This window comes from Bradyrhizobium sp. RT6a (assembly GCF_040547675.1).
In the GTDB taxonomy this organism is placed as follows: Bacteria; Pseudomonadota; Alphaproteobacteria; order Rhizobiales; family Xanthobacteraceae; genus Bradyrhizobium.
In genome coordinates, this window is record NZ_JBEPQC010000002.1 from 109,829 (window position 1) to 127,849 (window position 18,021).

At 63.4% G+C, this 18,021-nt stretch carries 14 protein-coding genes; 9 read left to right on the forward strand and 5 right to left on the reverse strand.

Going from position 1 to position 18,021, the window contains the following annotated elements; all coding sequences use genetic code 11:
* The first annotated feature begins 82 nt into the window (after positions 1-82).
* Positions 83-2,434, forward strand: coding sequence for a bifunctional salicylyl-CoA 5-hydroxylase/oxidoreductase (locus tag ABIC03_RS10345; protein WP_354057766.1), 2,352 nt, complete (start codon positions 83-85; stop codon positions 2,432-2,434).
* 55 nt (positions 2,435-2,489) lie between these two features.
* Positions 2,490-3,740, forward strand: coding sequence for a flavin-dependent oxidoreductase (locus ABIC03_RS10350; protein WP_354057768.1), 1,251 nt, complete (start codon positions 2,490-2,492; stop codon positions 3,738-3,740).
* Between the two features lie 9 nt (positions 3,741-3,749).
* Here ABIC03_RS10350 and ABIC03_RS10355 read toward each other — a convergent pair whose 3' ends face one another.
* Both ABIC03_RS10355 and ABIC03_RS10360 read right to left on the reverse strand, forming a co-directional pair.
* Positions 3,750-4,205, reverse strand: coding sequence for a cupin domain-containing protein (locus ABIC03_RS10355; RefSeq protein WP_007601580.1), 456 nt, complete (start codon positions 4,203-4,205; stop codon positions 3,750-3,752).
* 29 nt (positions 4,206-4,234) lie between these two features.
* The gene (locus tag ABIC03_RS10360) at positions 4,235-5,410 is read right to left on the reverse strand and encodes an ABC transporter substrate-binding protein (RefSeq protein ID WP_354059605.1); all 1,176 of its coding nucleotides are present in this window, start codon (positions 5,408-5,410) and stop codon (positions 4,235-4,237) included.
* A 275-nt stretch (positions 5,411-5,685) separates the two neighbouring features.
* On the opposite strand from ABIC03_RS10360, the gene ABIC03_RS10365 reads away from it, so the two are divergent.
* The 3 genes from ABIC03_RS10365 (at position 5,686) to ABIC03_RS10375 (ending at position 8,494) form a co-directional block, all read left to right on the forward strand.
* A complete protein-coding gene (locus ABIC03_RS10365; protein WP_156527288.1) occupies positions 5,686-6,177 on the forward strand; it encodes a MarR family winged helix-turn-helix transcriptional regulator in 492 nt (163 codons plus the stop codon).
* A gap of 145 nt (positions 6,178-6,322) precedes the next feature.
* Complete coding sequence (locus ABIC03_RS10370) at positions 6,323-8,014, forward strand: benzoate-CoA ligase family protein (RefSeq protein WP_354057771.1); 1,692 nt, start codon at positions 6,323-6,325, stop codon at positions 8,012-8,014.
* A gap of 15 nt (positions 8,015-8,029) precedes the next feature.
* Positions 8,030-8,494, forward strand: coding sequence for a RidA family protein (locus tag ABIC03_RS10375; protein ID WP_275169813.1), 465 nt, complete (start codon positions 8,030-8,032; stop codon positions 8,492-8,494).
* A 46-nt stretch (positions 8,495-8,540) separates the two neighbouring features.
* On the opposite strand, the gene ABIC03_RS10380 is transcribed toward ABIC03_RS10375, so the two are convergent.
* Entirely contained in the window at positions 8,541-9,269 is a 729-nt protein-coding gene (locus ABIC03_RS10380; protein ID WP_354057773.1) for a CBS domain-containing protein, read from the reverse strand.
* 329 nt (positions 9,270-9,598) lie between these two features.
* Here ABIC03_RS10380 and ABIC03_RS10385 point away from each other — a divergent pair, with 329 nt between their 5' ends.
* Both ABIC03_RS10385 and ABIC03_RS10390 read left to right on the forward strand, forming a co-directional pair.
* The gene (locus ABIC03_RS10385; protein WP_354057775.1) at positions 9,599-9,877 is read left to right on the forward strand and encodes a hypothetical protein; all 279 of its coding nucleotides are present in this window, start codon (positions 9,599-9,601) and stop codon (positions 9,875-9,877) included.
* A complete protein-coding gene (locus tag ABIC03_RS10390) occupies positions 9,874-11,724 on the forward strand; it encodes a PHA/PHB synthase family protein (protein ID WP_354057777.1) in 1,851 nt (616 codons plus the stop codon). Before ABIC03_RS10385 ends, ABIC03_RS10390 begins: the two co-directional genes overlap by 4 nt.
* Here the strand turns inward: ABIC03_RS10390 and ABIC03_RS10395 are convergent.
* The gene (locus ABIC03_RS10395) at positions 11,721-12,692 is read right to left on the reverse strand and encodes a CHAD domain-containing protein (protein ID WP_354057779.1); all 972 of its coding nucleotides are present in this window, start codon (positions 12,690-12,692) and stop codon (positions 11,721-11,723) included. The genes ABIC03_RS10390 and ABIC03_RS10395 overlap by 4 nt on opposite strands.
* 12 nt (positions 12,693-12,704) lie before the next feature.
* A complete protein-coding gene (locus tag ABIC03_RS10400) occupies positions 12,705-14,231 on the reverse strand; it encodes a bifunctional aminoglycoside phosphotransferase/ATP-binding protein (RefSeq protein WP_354057781.1) in 1,527 nt (508 codons plus the stop codon).
* Positions 14,232-14,424: 193 nt separating this feature from the next.
* On the opposite strand from ABIC03_RS10400, the gene ABIC03_RS10405 reads away from it, so the two are divergent.
* Together ABIC03_RS10405 and ABIC03_RS10410 are read left to right on the forward strand one after the other, a co-directional pair.
* A complete protein-coding gene (locus tag ABIC03_RS10405; protein WP_275169819.1) occupies positions 14,425-15,255 on the forward strand; it encodes a universal stress protein in 831 nt (276 codons plus the stop codon).
* A gap of 70 nt (positions 15,256-15,325) precedes the next feature.
* Positions 15,326-18,019: a bifunctional acetate--CoA ligase family protein/GNAT family N-acetyltransferase gene (locus tag ABIC03_RS10410; protein ID WP_354057783.1), complete on the forward strand. Its 2,694-nt coding sequence runs from the start codon at positions 15,326-15,328 to the stop codon at positions 18,017-18,019.
* The last annotated feature ends 2 nt before the right edge of the window (positions 18,020-18,021 follow it).

Below are 18,021 nucleotides of genomic sequence, written 5' to 3' on the forward strand. Positions count from 1 at the left end.
CGGCCGCCTGCCGCAATGGGGACTTGCGTGAAATTATTTTAGGCTTAAAATAGTTTCGCCGGGTTGAATTGGCGAGGCTCCCATGAAAGTCGCGATCATCGGTGGCGGACCTGCGGGTCTCTACGCTGCAATCCTGCTGAAGAAGCAGCGGCCGGGCGCCGAGATCGCGGTGTACGAGCGCAATCGCGCCGACGACACCTTCGGCTTCGGCGTGGTGTTCTCGGACGCCACGCTCGATAATTTCGAGAAGCACGACCTTCCGAGCTATCGCCGCATCACCCAGGAATTCGCCTACTGGGACGACATCGCCGTGCACTTCCGCGGAACGGTCCATCGGGTCGGCGGCAATGGCTTTTGTGGCTGCTCGCGGCAGAAGCTGCTCCTGATCCTCCAGGCGCGCGCGCGAGAACTGGGCGTCGTCCTGAATTTTGAAGCGGACGTCGAGGACGAATCCCGCTTCGCGGATGCCGATCTCATCCTGGTCGCCGACGGCATCAACAGCCGCTTCCGCGACAAATATATCGATCATTTCGCGCCGGAAGTCGACCTCCGTACCAACAAGTTCGCCTGGATGGGCTCGACCAGGCCGCTGGATGCCTTCACCTTCATCTTCCAGGAGACGGAGTGGGGGCCGTTCATCGCCCATGCCTATCAATATGAAGCCGGGCACTCGACCTGGATTTTCGAGACCGATCCGGAGACGTTCGAACGTGCCGGGCTCACGGGCCTGAGCGAGACCCAGTCGGCTGCGCGGATGGCCGAGATCTTCGGCTGGTTCCTCGATGGGCATCAACTGCTCACCAACCGCTCGACGTGGCGCAACTTTCCGATGATCCGCAGCAAGCGCTGGGTCAAGGATAACATGGTTCTGCTGGGCGACGCCAAGGCGAGCGCGCATTTCTCGATCGGCTCGGGCACCAAGCTCGCAATGGAAGACGCGATCGCGCTGGCTGACGCCATGGAGAAGGCGCCCAGCATCAAGGCGGCGCTGGACGTCTATGAACACGGCCGCCGCGAAGAGGTCGAGAAGACGCAGCACGCCGCCGACGTCTCGCTGGTCTGGTTCGAGCATGTCGACCGCTTCTGGGATTTCGATCCTGTGCAGTTCGCCTTCGGCGTGATGACGCGCTCGAAGGCGATCACCTATGACAATCTGAAGCTTCGCGCCCCCGACTTCGTGGCGGAGGTCGAAACATCGTTTGCCAAGCGTGTTCGTGATAGCGGTTTCGACGTCGACACCAAGAAGCCGATGGTGCCGCTGTTCCAGCCCTTCCGGCTACGCGAGATGGAGATCGCCAATCGCGCCGTGGTGTCGCCGATGTGCATGTATTCGGCGAAGGAGGGCGTGCCGACCGATTTCCACCTGGTGCATTACGGCTCGCGCGCGATCGGCGGCGCCGGCCTGATCTTCACGGAGATGACCTGCGTTTCCCGCGACGCCCGCATCACGCCGGGCTGCACAGGATTGTGGAACGACGAGCAGGAGGCGTCCTGGCGGCGCATCGTTGATTTCGTCCATGCCAATTCAGCCGCAAAAATCTGCCTGCAACTGGGGCACGCCGGGCGTAAGGGTGCGACGAAGCTGATGTGGGACGGCATGGATCGTCCGCTGGAGGAGGGCGGCTGGGAGGTGTTTTCCGCATCGCCGCTGCCCTATTTCCCCGACAGCCAGGTTCCGCGCGAGCTCGATCGCGCCGGCATGAACGCAGTGAGAGATGCTTTCGTCGCGGCGGCCGAGCGCGGCGAGCGCTGCGGCTTCGACATGCTCGAACTGCACTGCGCCCACGGTTATCTGCTTGCGAGCTTCATCTCACCGCTGACGAACACCCGCACGGATGAGTATGGCGGCTCGCTCGAAAACCGCCTGCGCTTTCCGCTCGAGATCTTCGAGGCGCTGCGGGCCGCGTGGCCGTCGCACAAGCCGATGTCTGTGCGCATTTCCGCGACCGACTGGGCCGACGGCGGCATCGGCGGCGACGATGCGGTGGCGATCGCGCGCGCGTTTGCCGAAGCCGGCGTCGATCTCGTGGACGTCTCGACCGGACAGACCGTGCGCGATGCGCAGCCGATCTACGGCCGCATGTTCCAGACGCCGTTCTCCGACCAGGTCCGCAATGAGGCGCGCGTGGCCACGATGTGTGTCGGCAACATCACGACCGCCGACCAGGCCAACACCATCCTGGCTGCGGGCCGGGCGGACCTCGTCGCGCTCGGGCGGCCGCATCTGGTCGATCCCTCCTTCACCATGAGGGCTGCGGCCTGGTACGGCGCGGGCGACGCGTTCTGTCCGCCGCAATACCTTCCCGGAAAAGATCAGATTTTCCGCAACAGCGTGCGCGACCGGCAGGATCTCGAGGAGCTGAGAATTAAGGCTAAGCCCAAGACCCGGGCCGAACTCAAGGCGGAGGCGACAAAGCCGCTTGCGGCTGAGTGACCGCCCGTGCGAATTTGGCCGTATTGCCTGGTGTGTACCGAGTGGAGTGAGGGCGATGAAGGCGATTATCGTCGGTGGCGGTATCGGTGGTCTCACCACCGCATTGATGCTGCGCTCGCGGGGCCTCGCTTGCGAGATTTTCGAGCAGTCTGACACCATCCGCGAGCTTGGCGTCGGCATCAACACGCTGCCGCATGCCATGCGCGAGCTGGCAGGTCTCGGCCTGCTGCAGCAGCTTGACGATGTCGCGATCCGCACCGACCAACTCTATTACCTCAACCGTCACGGTCAGGAAGTCTGGCGCGAGGCCCGCGGCATCGACGCCGGCCACGATGTGCCGCAATTCTCGATCCACCGCGGCCGCCTTCAAGGCGTCATCCATCGGGCGGTCGAGGAGCGACTCGGGCCGGAGGCCATCCACACCGGCTGCCGCCTCGGTGCCTTCACGCAGGACGAGGCAGGCGTCACGGCTTACTTCTTCGACCGCTCAGGCGCACACATCCATACCGCGCGCGGCGACATCCTGATTGGTGCCGACGGCATCCATTCGCGGGTACGTGACACGCTGTTCCCGAGCGAGGGGCCGCCATGCTGGAACGGCCTGATGCTGTGGCGCGGTGCGCGGGATTGGCCGCTGTTCCTCACCGGCAAGTCGATGATCGTGGCCGGCGGCCTCAACGCCAAGGTGGTGATCTATCCCATTGCGGAGGGATCGAGCCCGGCGAGCCGTCTCACCAACTGGGCGGTGCTGGTGAAGGTCGGCGAGGGCAATGCCCCGCCGCCGCGCAAGGAAGACTGGTCGCGGCCGGGCCGGCGCGAGGAACTGATGCCGCATGTGGCGCGCTTTTCGGTGCCTTACGTCGACGTGAAGAGCCTGATCTCGGCCACGCCCGAGTTCTACGAATATCCGACCTGCGACCGCGATCCGTTGCCCTATTGGTCGTCGGGCAGAGTCACGCTGCTCGGCGATGCCGCGCATCCGATGTATCCGGTTGGTTCCAATGGCGCCTCGCAGGCCATCCTCGATGCACGCTGCCTCGCCGACGCGCTGGTGCGCGCCGAGCATCCGCGCCAGGCGCTGCTTGAATACGAGAAGAAGCGCCTGCCCATGACCGCGGACATCGTCCGGTCCAACCGGCGCGGCGGCCCCGAGGGCGTCATCGACGCTGTCGAGCAGCTCGCGCCTGATGGTTTCGATAATGTCGACAACGTGCTGAGCTATTCCCAGCGCGAGGCGATCGTGCGCGGCTATGCCACCAAGGCCGGCTTCGCCGCAGTACCGGGACTTGCGGCGGTGAGGGCTTGAGCTGCGTTGCTAGCCGCCGGGAGGCGGCGGCAGGAAGTGGATATTGAACTCGGCGGCCATCGCCACCACGTCCTCGGGCTTCTGTTCCTTCATGTTGTGAAGGCCCCAGAACAGGTCGAACAGCTTGCGGGTCGGTGACACCCAGAACAGCACCTTCGCGGTCTGCTCCGATTTGTTGAAAATGCCGTGCGGCACGCCCATGCCGAGCCGGATCAGGTCGCCCGCGGTCGCTTGTGACTCGGAATTGCCGAGCATGAAATCGAGCTTGCCCTCCAGCATGTAGAGATATTCATCCTGGTCGGGATGAATGTGCGGCGGCACGAACGTGCCCGGCGGCAGCGTCGCATGCCAGGAAAAGCTGTGCTCCGTATTGCTCTTCGGCACATAGGTCTGGCCGAGGATGTTCCAGGAGATGCCCTGGATCCCCTCATTGGCCCGCGTGATGCCGGTGATTTCGCTTTTCATTGTGATCCTCCCTCGACGCGACCTGCGGCTTAGTTCGCCGCCTTGCAGTCCTTGGCGTAGCGGTCGCCGTAATTCTCAAAGACTTTCTGGACGATCTCGGTCTGGAACTTGCCGTCCGCGCGCTTGGCGACCTTGGTCAGGTAGAAGTCCTGGATCGGATAACCGTTGGTGTTGAACTTGAAGGCGCCGCGCAGCGAGGTGAAGTCGGCCTTTTTCAAAGCGGCCGCGACCGCGTCCTTATTGGAGAGGTCGCCCTTCACGGCCTTGACGGCGCTGTCGATCAGCATCGCGGCATCGTACGCCTGGAAGGCATAGGTGCCCGGCACGCCGTTATAGGCGGCCTCATAGGCCGCGACGAACTTCTTGTTTTGGGGATTGTCGAGATTGGGCGCCCAGTTCGCGCCGCCGAACATGCCGACCGCCGCGTCCTGCTGCGCCGGCAAGGTCGATTCATCCACCGTGAAAGCCGAGAGCACCGGAATGCTGTCGGCGAGGCCAGCCTGTTTGTATTGCTTGACGAGATTGACCCCGAGGCCGCCCGGCATGAACGTGAAGAGCGCATCGGGCTTCTGTGACGAAATCTTGGAGAGCTCCGGCTGGAAGTCCAGCGTGTTGAGCGGCATGTAGGATTCTTCGACGATCTCGCCCTTGTAGTCGAGCTTGAAGCCCGCAACCGAGTCCTTGCCGGCCTGATAGTTCGGCACCATCAGATACATGCGCTTGTAGCCGCGATCCTGCGCGACCTTGCCGAGGATTTCGTGCACCTGATCGTTCTGATACGAGGTCACATAGAAGAACGGGTTGCAGTCCTTGCCGGCAAACGTAGAGGGGCCGGCATTGGGGCTGATCAGGAAGGTTTTCGATTCCGTGACCGGCCGGTGGATCGCCTGGAGGATGTTGGAGAAGATCGGGCCGACCACGAAGTCGACCTTGTCGCGCTCCAGAAGGCCCTTGACCTTGGTGACCCCTGCGTCCGGCTTCAACTCGTCGTCGACCACGACGACCTCGACATCGCGGCCGCCCATCTTGCCGCCGAGATCCTTGACCCCGAGCGCAAAGCCGTCGCGAACTTGTTGGCCGAGCGCGGCGGCGGGTCCCGAGAGGGTCACGATCACACCCAGCTTGATTTTCTCCTGGGCGAGGGAAGGGCTCACCGCGGTGCCAAGCAGCAAGGCGGCTGCGGCCAACGTCATTTGCGTCTTCATGATCTGTCCCTCGTGATAACCGGACTTGCGTTGCAAGCCGCTACTCCAATCCAAGTTTATGCCGATGATTGCTGCCGCGGCAAGCTAAGCTCAAGTCGTCATCCTGCGGGCAGCGGTGCATGCAAGCGGCGCGCCAATTATTTGAAGCCTAAAGAAATTGGCGTGCGGTTGATTGTTGCGGCTTTAGGCTTGCAGCCGGCTTCGATTTACTTGAAGCTCAAAACGTTGGGAATCCCTGCCGGGCGCCAGTGTCGGCCGTGAGTGACTGCATCAACATGCTCGATTCCGAGACCAAGGCCGTCGAAACTCCGGAAGATCACGCCGAAGAGCTTCGGCTGTGGCTGCGCCTCTTGACCTGCACGACCCTGATCGAAGGTGAGGTCCGTGGCCGGTTGCGGCAACGCTTCGACGTCACATTGCCCCGTTTCGACCTGATGGCGCAGCTCGACAAGGCGCCCGACGGCATGACGCTGTCCGACGTCTCCAAGCGCATGATGGTCTCGAACGGCAACGTCACCGGCCTCGTCGAGCGCCTCGTGGAATCCGGTCATCTCGACCGCCGCACGTCGGAGACGGACCGCCGCGTCCAGGTGATCCGGCTGACCAAACTCGGTCGCGCCGAGTTTCGCAGAATGGCCGCGGAACACGAAACCTGGATCGCGGATCTCTTCGCCGATCTGACGCCGAAAGACGTGCGCGAATTGATGCGGCTGCTCGCCAAGACCAAGGCATCGGCGCAGAAATCGGCCGCTCGCCGCCGGGCCTAGGCTGCGGCCGAGGCACTCACCATCCCGTTTGCCGCCGGAAAAAGCACGGGATGCCCAAAATCCGCTATTGCGCGAAATTGCTTTAAGCCTAAAATGTTTCCGAGTTAGTGCTGCCGGGTGCTTTCCATGCTGAAAGGAGCGTGCGATGGCCAACGCCGCCAAGGTTCAAGTTTCGGGCTCGCGTGACGACAGTGCCGCGACCGCCCATGTCGATACATTCGCGCGGCAGCATCTTCCGCCGCGCGAGTTGTGGCCGGAATTCATCTTCACACGACCTGAACTGCAGTATCCGCCCCGCCTGAACTGCGTCAGCTATTTCCTCGACCGCTGGGTCGAGCAGGAACACGGCGACGCTCCGTGCGTGATCAGCCCTGCCGTCAGCTACACCTATCGTGAGCTGCAAACGCTGGTGAACCGCATCGCCAATGTGCTGGTCGGCAAGCTTGGTCTCATCACCGGCGGGCGCGTGCTGCTACGCTCGGCCAACAATCCGATGATGGTCGCGACCTATCTGGCGGTGATCAAGGCCGGCGGCATTGTCGTGGCGACCATGCCGCTCCTGCGCGCCAAGGAGCTGTCCTATCCGATCCAGAAGGCGGAGATCACACTCGCGCTCTGCGATGGCAAGCTCGCCGACGAGATGGAGAAGGCGAAAGCCGCAGCCCCCGGTCTCAAGCGCGTGGTCTATTGGGGCAACGGCGCCGGTGACTCGCTCGAGGCGCTGATGGGGGATGCAAGTCCCGAGTTCAAAGCCGTCGATACCGCCTGCGACGACGTCTGCCTGATCGCGTTCACGTCGGGCACGACCGGCGATCCCAAGGGCACCATGCATTTCCATCGTGACATGCTCGCGGTCTGCGATGGTTACGCCCGCAACATCCTGCGCGCGGAGCAGAAGGATCGCTTCGTCGGCTCTGCACCGCTCGCCTTCACGTTTGGCTTCGGCGGCGTGCTGTTTCCGATGCACATCGGCGCCTCCTTCGTCGTGCTGGAGAAGACGGCGCCCGACGACATTCTGAATGCGATCGAGCAGTACAAGACCACAGTCTGTTTCACCGCGCCGACCGCGTACCGGGCGATGATTGGCAAGCTTCCGGGCCGCGATATTTCCTCGCTTCGCAAATGCGTGTCCGCCGGCGAGACCCTGCCCAAGCCGACATTCGATGCCTGGCTGAAGGCGACCGGCATCAAGCTGATGGACGGCATCGGCTCGACCGAGCTGCTGCACATCTTCATCAGCGCGACCGAGGACGAGATCCGTCCCGGTGCGACGGGCAAGCCGGTGCCGGGGTATGAAGCGAAGATCGTCGACGATTCCGGCAATGATTTGCCGCCGGGCACGATGGGACGGCTCGCGATACGCGGGCCGACCGGATGCCGCTATCTCGCCGACGAGCGGCAGCGCAAATACGTCCAGAACGGCTGGAACATCACGGGCGACACCTATCTGATGGATAGCGACGGCTATTTCTGGTACCAGTCGCGCTCGGACGACATGATCGTGTCGGCCGGCTACAACATCGCTGGCACGGACGTTGAGGCGGCGCTGCTCACGCATCCCTCCGTCGTCGAGTGCGGGGTCGTCGGCGCGCCGGACGAGGCGCGCGGCATGATCGTGAAGGCCTATGTCATTGCCGCGCCGGGCGTAACGCCTGATGCCGAGCTCGTGGCCGCGTTGCAGGAGCATGTCAAACGCGAGATCGCGCCATACAAATATCCGCGCGCGATCGAGTTCGTGACGCAACTACCGAAGACCGAGACTGGCAAACTAAAGCGCTTTGCCCTGCGGCAACTGGCGCAGACCGCGGTGGCGTCCTCCGGCGTCGCGGCGGAATGAGAGAAGGATAGAGAATTGTCCGTGACGCCGCCGAAAGGCCCGCACCTCGCGGTGCTGCCGACAGCAGCCGAGGATGAAACCCGCTCCAGGGCGCAGGTGCTGCAACCGTCCGGCTGGCCGGTGCCGAAAGGCTATGCCAATGGCATGGCGGCCGAGGGACGCATCGTCGTCACTGGCGGCGTCATCGGCTGGGATGCCGAGGAGCGTCTCGCGGAGGGTTTCGTCGCGCAGGTGCGCCAAACCCTAGGCAACATCGCCGCGATCCTCGCGGAAGCCGGTGCGCAGCCCGAGCATTTGGTGCGCCTGACCTGGTACGTCGTCGACATGGACGAGTACCTGACGAACCTGAAAGAGCTCGGCAAGGCCTACCGCACCATCTTCGGTGCGCACTATCCGGCGATGGCGCTGGTTCAGGTCGTCCGCCTCGTCGAGAAGGCGGCGCGCGTCGAAATCGAAGCCACCGCCGTCATCCCGCGCTGAACTGCGGCCGGTGCGTGCTCAGCTTGCCTTGGTCAGCTTGCCTTGGTCAGCTTGCTTTGGCGAGGTCATCGTCTTCGGGCGAGTTCAGATATACTCCTGACATGGTGTCGACCCAGCAGAGATGGTCATGCACCTTCTTCACGCCGTTGACATTCTCCGCGGCGACGACCGCGGCCTGTCGCGCGCGCTCCTCGGTGATGACGCCGCTGAGATGAACGATGCCGTCGCGGGCGATGACGTTCAGCCCGAACGGGCACCAGTCGTTCTTCTCCATGGTATCGATGATGCGGCTGCGAATGTGATCGTCGTTGGCGGTCGGATCGGGTACGTCTCGGGCGAGGTCCGCCACCGCCTGGAGCAGGTTCGCCCGCGACACGATGCCGACGATCTTGTCGCCGCGGATCACCGGCAGACGCTTCACATTGTTCCGTTCCATGAGATCGACGATTTCGGCAAGCGCCGTATCATCGCTGATGGTCACCGGCGAGGGGGTCATCACCTCCGACACCTTGCGGCCGTGCTCGTGGACGAAGTCGCCGGCCGATTTGCCGGATCCCAGAATGAACCGCAGCCAGCGCCCGCGCTTGCGTCCCGTGCCGATTTCGCTGCGGCGGATGAAGTCGCCTTCCGAGACCATGCCGACCAGCTTGCCGGCATCGTCGACGACGGTGAGACCGCTGACATGCCGCTTCAGCATGATGTTTGCCGCCTCGACGATGCCAGTGTCTGGGGTGACCGAGATGACCGACCGGGTCATGATCTGATGGGCGCGCATGGCGGACTCCGCTGATTGTGGTGACGTCCGAACTTGAGCTTAATCTCGGCATCGCGACTCGATTTGACGCAGGTCAATCGAGGAAAGTCGACTGCGATGGCTGGTTCGACTTGATGCAGCTCAACGTTCCCGGCCCGGCTGGCTGTACCCTGATGGAGAAGCACCCTCGTGGGTGATCAGGAGGCTGATCGTGAGGGAGCTCGTCCGGTTGCAAGAGCCTGCGGCCGAATCATTGCCCTCCAATCCAATTGCAGGGCTGGCCAGCGCGAACCAGCGTGCGCTGGATACCGCATGGTGCGCAGCGGCTCATATTCGAAGAGCTCGTATTCATGACCAACGAATTCCTGGACCGAACGCAAACCGAAACGCATTTATTTGCGGAGTTCGCGTCGAAACTGGCCGGCTCTCACTCCGTGAAGGATTGGACGACCATGTACCGGGAATGCAGCCAGCATCAGCTCGACTTCATTCGTCGCGACTGCGATCGGTATTTTCGGCATGGCGAGCGGGTCGCGGCAGCCATCTTCGGCATGCTCAATGAGCAGTCGCGGCTGACCAGCGCTGTCGCTGACGGAAAATCAGAAGCCAATAAGAATATTCAGCCATGAACGTCACGCAGGTGTCGAACCTCCTGCTGGCCGGAGGGCAACTGACGTCCGAGCCGCCCGTCGATCTGGTAAAGGGTTCCGCAACGCCGGCCGCGATCGTCCAGCAGCATCTTCCGGCTGCCGATGCGCCGCCCGTACCCGAACCATACCCGCTCGATCGGGCCTTCCATGCGATGTTGGCGCGATTCACCGGTGGGATTTCGCCGTTAGCGCTGTCGCTCGCCTATCTCGATTGGAGTTCGCATCTTGCAGCAGCACCGCAGCGCCAACTGGAGAGGGCGCGCGACATCGTAGGGGACACCAGCCGGTATTTCGACGCCCTCGCGCATGCCGCTGCACCAGGCCAAAACCCCTGGTCGGTGATCAAACCACAAGCGAAGGACCGCCGCTTCGCAGCGCCATTGTGGCAAAGCCCGCCTTTCAACCTGTTGGCACAATCGTTTCTCCTCGGAGAACGGTGGTGGCACGATGCTGCGACGGGCGTGCGTGGCGTCGCACCCACGAATGAAGCAATCGTCGAGTTCTCGGGACGCCAGATGCTCGACATGCTTGCACCATCGAATTTCGCTGCCACCAACCCCGAGGTCCTTCAGAAGGGTTTCCAGAGCGGGGGAGAGAATTTCGTACTCGGGTGGCAGAACTGGTGCAGGGACTTGATGCGCATGCTCCCTACGAGGGAGCCAGCAGGCGACGAACAGTTCGTTGTCGGCAAAACCGTCGCGATTTCGCCCGGCAAGGTCGTCTATCGGAACGAGTTGATCGAGCTGATCCAGTATCATCCCACCACTGAAACGGTGCGGCCCGAGCCGATCCTGATCGTGCCGGCATGGATCATGAAATACTACATCCTCGACCTGTCGCCGCGGAACTCGCTCGTCAAATATCTGACCGGCGAGGGCTTCACCGTATTTGCGATATCCTGGCGCAATCCGAACGCGACCGATCGCGACGTGGCGTTTGATGACTATCGCACATCGGGCGTCCTTGCTGCGCTGGATGCGATCGCCTGCATCTTGCCGCGCCGGAAAGTTCATGCGCTTGGCTACTGCCTTGGTGGCACCTTGTTGTCGATCGCGGCCGCCGCGATGGCGCGCGACGGCGATAATCGGCTGAAGACAATCACAATGCTTGCTGCGCAGACGGATTTCACCGAAGCGGGCGAGTTGACGCTTTTCATCAACGAGAGTCAGGTCTCGTTTCTGGAAGACATGATGTGGGAGCGAGGTTATCTCGATACGACGCAGATGGCCGGCGCTTTTCAGCTGCTGCGCTCGAACGATCTGATCTGGTCGCGGCTCTCGCACAATTATCTGATGGGGGAGCGGGCACCGCCGAGCGACTTGATGACCTGGAATGCCGACGCCACGCGCTTGCCCTATCGCATGCATTCTGAATATCTGCGCAAGCTGTTCCTCAGCAATGACCTGGCTGAAGGTCGCTATCGCGTCGACGGCAAGAGCATATCGCTCTCCGACATCCACACCCCGATGTTTGTCGTCGGCACGGTCAGGGATCACGTGGCGCCGTGGCCATCCGTCTACAAGATTCACTATCAGGTCGATGCCGATGTGACCTTCCTGTTGACGAGCGGAGGTCACAACGCCGGCATCGTCGCGCCTCCCGAAGAGCCCGGGCACAGCTACCAGGTCATGACCAAGGCGGAGGATGCGCCCTACGTCGACAGCGACGAATGGCTGAAACTGGCCCCGCATGCGAAGGGGTCGTGGTGGCAAGAATGGTCCAGATGGCTGACTGCCCGCTCTGGTGAACTCGGTGAGCCGCCACGGATGGGGTTTGGGAACGTCAACAGTCTGCCCGACGCGCCGGGAGACTACGTCCACACCTAATCTTCAGGTTCCGCATTCGGCGCAAGGTCGGCGGAGCGGAACGGCTTGGCCTTGCCCAGTTTCCGGTAGGCGTTCGAGGCGGTCAGCAACAGTTTCTTTTCGCGCTTGCGGTTGAGGAAGCGAATGCCCGCCTCGGGGATGGCCTCGTTCAATGACGCCGCCAGCGTTTGCCCTCGCGCATCGTCGTTCAATTGCCCGAGGGACTTTTGCGCCTTGCGCAATAGCTTGAGGATCGACTTCTGCTTGGTCAGCGAATCGTCGGCGAACAGGTCCTCCAGCGACTCGATCGAATAGGTCAGCCGCTTGTTGAGAAGCCGCAGCTTGTGCCGTTTCTCGACGTCAAGCTTGCGGAGCTTTCGTGCTTTCTTGAGCAACGTCTTTTGCCATTCTGTGAGTTTCGCTGTTGCGTGGTCGGCGAGCGTGCAGCGGCGTAGCCTGATCGCTTCCTTGCTGCGCCGGGTCGACCACGGGCCGCTCTCGATCCAGGCTGACGTCTGTTCGACGAGCCGGCGATATCGCGAGGATTGCAGCGCGCGCGCCAGCAAGCGGTGGCTCTCGGTGCGCTTCTCGTCCCAGTGCTGGAGCTCGGCAATCACGGTCAACTCGCCGCCACTCTCGGCGATGACCCGCTCGATTGCAACGTCGAGGTCCCGTATCATGCCGAGCTGGCTGTTCAGCCATTTCAGTTCGGTCCAGACCTCCGGCCGTACGGCGTCATCGACCATCTGTGAGAAGAAGCGGATGGCGGTGCGCAGATGCGTCAGTGCAATCCGGATCTGGTGCAGCGCCTCGGGATCGCCGCGGCAGGTGCCGTCATGCTGGGCAAGAACGGCGTCGAGGTGACGGCGGGCGATGATCCGGAAGGCCGTGTCGCAGGCCATGCCGGGGCTGAGGCGGCCGGGCAGGGCATTGCGCCTCGCCGCAGGCTTGACGCGCGCGGCCGTCGAATTCGTGCTGGGTCGCGCCATTTGCGGATTGCCTTACTTGCTCTCGGCGATCGCGTCCCGGCAGTTCTGGAGCGTCTGCTCTTGCGTCCCGGATGCATCGATGGTCGCCCAACCGACATGGCCGATATTATAGTGCTCTTGCAGCGCGGCAACCTCTTGCGTGGCGTCGGATGCGTCGCCCCGGCGGCCGCCGATCCGCGCCTGCCGCGTCGCGAGATCCGCAACCAGAAACAGGCCGCTCAGCGGCACGTTGCGCTCGCGCGCCAGTGTGGCGACCGCGTCTCGTTCGTCCTCACGGGCGAACACGCCGTCGATGATCGCGGAATGGCCTTGCGCCAGCACCCGCCCGGCGTGCTGAGCCAACATGTCGTAAACGCGGGCCGTGACCTCCGGCGTGTACGCGGATGCCGGCAGCCGGTCCGTGTCCTCGACCCCGAACATCTGCTTGCGGACGAGGTCGCTGCGCAGCACGACGGCCCCCGGCTGCGGCGTAACGTCCGGCGCGAGCGCGCGTGCCAAAATCGTCTTTCCGGTGCCTGAAAGTCCGCCGATTGCAATCAGTCGGGGAGCGGGCGGCTGGATCAGCGCGCGGGCGAGGCCAAAATAGCGCCGTGCACCGTCGAGAATGCCCGGATCATCGGAATGCGGCGGCTTCAGCCGTGCCAGCGCGACCTGGGCGCGGATCGCCGCCCGGATGGACATGAATAGCGGCAGTGCGGAGAGCGCGTCGAGATTTTCGGCCGGAGTCGCGGCGAGATAGCGGTTCAGCACGATGTTGGCCGCGCGTGGCTGATTGTGGTGCAAAAGGTCCATCAATCCGAATGCGAGATCGTAGAGCACGTCGGTGATTGCCATCCGGGCGTCGAACTCGATGGCATCGAACAGCACCGGCTGCTCATCGATCGCCACGATGTTCGCAAGATGCAGGTCCCCATGGCAGCGGCGCACGAAGCCTTGACGGCCGCGCTCTTCGAGCAAAGGCCGGAGGCGGAGGAACATTGCGTGCGAGTCTCTGCCGAGTTCTGCGATCTCTTCGGCTTCGAAATGATTGTCGGTCCGCAGGCCATTGCTGTTGCCATCGATCAGGCCGGGGATGGAGGAAACCCATGCGTTGCTCTCGGCGTGAACAGCCTGCGCATGCGAAGCCACGATCGCGTCGGCGACAGCCGAGGCAAGATTTTCATCCAGCGCTCCGGCCTTGGCCAGATGATCCAACGTCCGGCTTTCGTCGAAGCGCGACATCTCGACTGCATACTCGATCGGCCGGCCGCTTCCGTCGACCTTCAGTGTTCCATCGGCTTCTTCCGTGATCGCCACAACGCGGTGATAGATCTGCGGCGCCAGCGGCCGGTTGATCCTGATCTCCTCTTCGCACGCCGCTTTGCGCTTCTCGAGCGTCGAATAATCGAGGAACGGAAATTGCACGGCGCGCTTGATTTTCAGTGCGCGCCTGCTTTCGAGAAAGACCGAAGCTGCGTGCGTATCGATCCGCCTCACGTTCGGATGATCCGCGGTGAGTGCCGCAAAGATCCGGTCCTGGGTCGCAGAATCGTCTGTCATTCCAGTAGGTACGTCCAGATGCGTCGGAAGGCGGCTCGCCCCGCGATCAGGGTAATCCATAGAAGCAGATCGCGGCCAGTCCTTGACTTCTGTCAACGGCTACCTCCCTCAGACCGGTCGGAGTTCCCGGGGCTTGACGAGGATCAAGCGTCCGGACCCGAGCCGGCCTATTCTGGTGGCCAAGGAGAACCCGATGCCCATCAAGGACGTCTTTCTACCGCTCGTCGGTCAGCCGCGCGGCCCGGCCCTTGCTGCGATCGAGAAATGCGTGGCCGTTGCCGCCGACCTCGGCGCCAGGATCACCGCGCTGGCACTCGAGGAGGATGTTTTCGTGCGGCCGAAGGTGATGCTCCCCGATACGGCCGAGGCAAACGGCTCGCTCGGGGCGGGCGACATGCAGCACCTCCTGGATGCGTTCACCCGTGCAACCTCCCGCACCAGCATTCGCGCTCAGAGCCGGTCGGCCAAGGTGCCGGCAGATCAGATCGCGTCAGTCCTGGCCGAACACGGGCGCTTCAGCGATCTCACCCTGGTCCCCGTGAAGCCACACGACAGCAGAACCGAGCACATCATCGAGACGCTCCTGTTCGAATCCGGACGGCCCGTGCTGCTCTGCCCGGAGCAGCATCTGGACGAACTGCGCCCGGAATTCGAGAACATCATGATAGCCTGGGATCACTCCGCGCGTGCGGCGCGGGCGGTCGGCGACGCGCTGCCTATCCTTCAGGCAGCAGCCCTAGTCCGCGTGGTGACCGTGGCGGACGACAAGTCCGACGCGATCGTGCAATCCGGGACGGCTCTCGTCGATCACTTGAGGGAACACGGGGTCTATGCCTCGTTCGAAACCGTGGCGGGCGGCGGCAGCTCGATTGGCAAGGTGCTCGGAAGCTGGGCGAATTCCCATGCCATCGATGCGATCGTGATGGGCGCCTACCATCATTCGCGCCTGAACGAGATCGTTTGGGGCGGTGTGACAAAGACCGTCATTGGCGAGCCACCGTGCTGGGTTATGATCTCCTACTAGGCGGGTCGCCAGTTTATCGGGCTTGATCGTCAACCATCGGAACCGCCACCGACCGGGCGCATTTGTTTTCATGTCAACCTATCGTCTGAAGAACCTGCTGTCGCCGCGTTCGGTCGCGCTCGTCGGTGCGAGCGCCCGCCCGGTCTCCGTTGGACGCGCCGTTCTGGAGAACATCCGCAAGGCTGGATTCACGGGACAGTTCGGCCTCGTTAATCCGCGCCATGCCGAGATCGGCGGCGTCGCGGCCGTGGACAGCCTCGACAAGTTGTCGTTCGTGCCCGAGCTCGTGGTCATCACCGCGCTGGCGCGCGCGGTCCCCGGCATCGTCGATCAAGCCGGGCGGGGCGGCTCGGCGGGCGCCCTGATCGTCTCGGCCGGGCTCGGTCACGGATCGGGGTCCCTCCACGAGGCCGCCATCGCTGCGGCCCGCAAATACGGGATGCGGCTGATCGGGCCGAATTGCTTGGGCATCATGATGCCCGGCGTGAGCCTGAATGCGAGTTTTGCCGCGCACATGCCGGGGCCGGGGAATCTCGCGCTGATCTCGCAATCGGGCGCGATCGCGGCCGGCATGGTCGATTGGGCCGCACAGCGCGGCGTCGGCTTCTCCGGCATCGTCTCGATCGGCGATCAAATCGACGTCGATATTGCCGATCTGCTCGACTATTTCGCGATGGATCACAAGACCCGCGCGATCCTGCTCTACATCGAAGCCATCAAGGACGCGCGCAAGTTCATGTCGGCCGCGCGCGCCGCGGCGCGGGTGAAGCCGGTCGTCGTGGTGAAGTCCGGCCGAATGGCGCAGGGCGCGAAGGCGGCCGCCACCCATACCGGTGCACTCGCCGGCGCCGACGCCGTCTATGACGCGGCGTTCCGCCGCGCGGGCGTCCTGCGGGTCTCCGATCTGCGCGAGCTGTTCGATTGCGCCGAGACGCTCGGCCGCGTCGAGTCGCCGGCGGGAAAGCGCCTCGCCATCCTGACTAATGGCGGCGGCATCGGTGTCCTCGCTATTGACCGCCTGGTCGAGCTCGGCGGCATTCCGGCGACCATCTCGGCGGACGCCCGCAAGAAACTCGATGACGTGCTGCCGCCGACTTGGTCCGGCGCAAATCCCGTCGACATCGTGGGCGACGCCGATGCGGCGCGCTACGCGGCGGCGCTCGAGGTGCTGCTCGCCGATCCCGACAACGACGCGGTCCTGGTCCTCAATGTGCAGACCGCGATCGCCTCGGCTGCCGACATCGCCACGGCCGTGACGGAGCTCGTCGGCAAGTACCGCGAGCAGCACCGCCGATGGGCGAAGCCCGTGCTGGCTGCCTGGGTCGGAGCCGATCAGAACATCGTTCAGGCACTCTCTGGCGCGGGCATCCCGAACTATCCGACCGAGGATGACGCCGTGCGCGGTTTCATGCACCTGGTCCGGCACCGCGAAGTGGTGGAGGAACTGAGCCAGGTTCCACCCGCGATGCCCGATACTTTCGTGCCGGACGCACGTGCCGCGAAGCAGATCGTCGCTGCTGCCATCGCGGACGGCCGCCAGTGGCTCGAACCCGTCGAGATCAAGCACCTGCTCGAAGCGTACAATATCGCGATGGTGCCCACATACGCCGCGGCCGATGTCGAGCAGGCGGTCGCCTACGCGAAAGACATCTTCGCGCAAGGCGCCACCGTCGTTCTGAAGATCATGTCGCGCGATATCGTACACAAATCCGATGTCGGTGGCGTCGTGCTCAATTTGACGACGATCGAGGCGGTACGCGCCGCCGCCACCGATATTCTCGTTCGCGCGAGGAAGCTGCGTCCGCAAGCCCGCATTGAGGGCGTAATCGTGCAGGCGATGGTCGTGAAGGCGAAGGCGCGCGAGCTGATCCTGGGCCTCGCCGACGATCCGACCTTCGGCACCGTCGTCGTGTTCGGCCGCGGCGGGACCGCGGTCGAGATCATCAACGACAAGGCCCTTGCGCTACCCCCGCTCGATCTGCAGCTGGCCCGCGACCTGATCGACCGCACGCGCGTGTCACGACTGCTTCGCGCTTACCGGGACGTGCCGGCGGTGAAGCCCGACGCCGTCGCCATGGTCCTGGTCAAGCTGGCGCAGATGGCCGCCGACATTCCCGAGATCCGCGAATTCGACATCAATCCGCTGCTGGCGGATGAAACCGGCGTGACCGCGGTCGACGCTCGCGTCGCGGTCGGGCCGCCGCAACGGAAGTTTGCCGGCTCCGGCGCCGCCAACTTCGCCGTTCGGGCCTATCCGTCGCAGTGGGAGCGCCACCTCAAGCTCAAGGAGGGCTGGCGGATCTTCGCGCGGCCCCTGCGTCCGGAGGACGAGCCGACCATCCACGCATTCCTGAAGCATGTCACGTCGCACGACCTTCGTCTGCGCTTCTTCGCGCCGATGAAGGAGTTCACCCACGAGTTCATCGCGCGCCTGACCCAGCTCGACTACGCGCGCGCGATGGCGTTTATCGCATTCGACGAGGCGACGGGTGAGATGGTCGGCGTTGTCCGACTCCATTCGGACTCGATCTACGAGAGCGGCGAATATGCGATCCTGCTGCGGTCCGATCTCAAAGGCAAGGGACTGGGATGGGCTCTAATGCAGTTGATCATCGATTACGCGAGATCGGAGGGTCTCAAAGCGATCTCCGGTGATGTTCTCAGGGAGAACACCACGATGCTCGAAATGTGCCGGCAGCTCGGCTTCGAGGTGAAGCCGGACCCGGCCGAGCCGGATCTTTGCGACGTCAGGCTGAAGCTTTGAGC

Bases quoted from the DNA above. Each gene is read 5' to 3' on its own strand.
- ABIC03_RS10395 (WP_354057779.1), bottom strand. From the start codon at position 12,692: ATGGCGCGACCCAGCACGAATTCGACGGCCGCGCGCGTCAAGCCTGCG.
- ABIC03_RS10370 (WP_354057771.1), top strand. From the start codon at position 6,323: ATGGCCAACGCCGCCAAGGTTCAAGTTTCGGGCTCGCGTGACGACAGT.
- ABIC03_RS10360 (WP_354059605.1), bottom strand. From the start codon at position 5,410: ATGAAGACGCAAATGACGTTGGCCGCAGCCGCCTTGCTGCTTGGCACC.
- ABIC03_RS10350 (WP_354057768.1), top strand. From the start codon at position 2,490: ATGAAGGCGATTATCGTCGGTGGCGGTATCGGTGGTCTCACCACCGCA.
- ABIC03_RS10355 (WP_007601580.1), bottom strand. From the start codon at position 4,205: ATGAAAAGCGAAATCACCGGCATCACGCGGGCCAATGAGGGGATCCAG.
- ABIC03_RS10365 (WP_156527288.1), top strand. From the start codon at position 5,686: ATGCTCGATTCCGAGACCAAGGCCGTCGAAACTCCGGAAGATCACGCC.
- ABIC03_RS10385 (WP_354057775.1), top strand. From the start codon at position 9,599: ATGACCAACGAATTCCTGGACCGAACGCAAACCGAAACGCATTTATTT.
- ABIC03_RS10410 (WP_354057783.1), top strand. From the start codon at position 15,326: ATGTCAACCTATCGTCTGAAGAACCTGCTGTCGCCGCGTTCGGTCGCG.
- ABIC03_RS10345 (WP_354057766.1), top strand. From the start codon at position 83: ATGAAAGTCGCGATCATCGGTGGCGGACCTGCGGGTCTCTACGCTGCA.
- ABIC03_RS10380 (WP_354057773.1), bottom strand. From the start codon at position 9,269: ATGCGCGCCCATCAGATCATGACCCGGTCGGTCATCTCGGTCACCCCA.
- ABIC03_RS10400 (WP_354057781.1), bottom strand. From the start codon at position 14,231: ATGACAGACGATTCTGCGACCCAGGACCGGATCTTTGCGGCACTCACC.
- ABIC03_RS10405 (WP_275169819.1), top strand. From the start codon at position 14,425: ATGCCCATCAAGGACGTCTTTCTACCGCTCGTCGGTCAGCCGCGCGGC.
- ABIC03_RS10390 (WP_354057777.1), top strand. From the start codon at position 9,874: ATGAACGTCACGCAGGTGTCGAACCTCCTGCTGGCCGGAGGGCAACTG.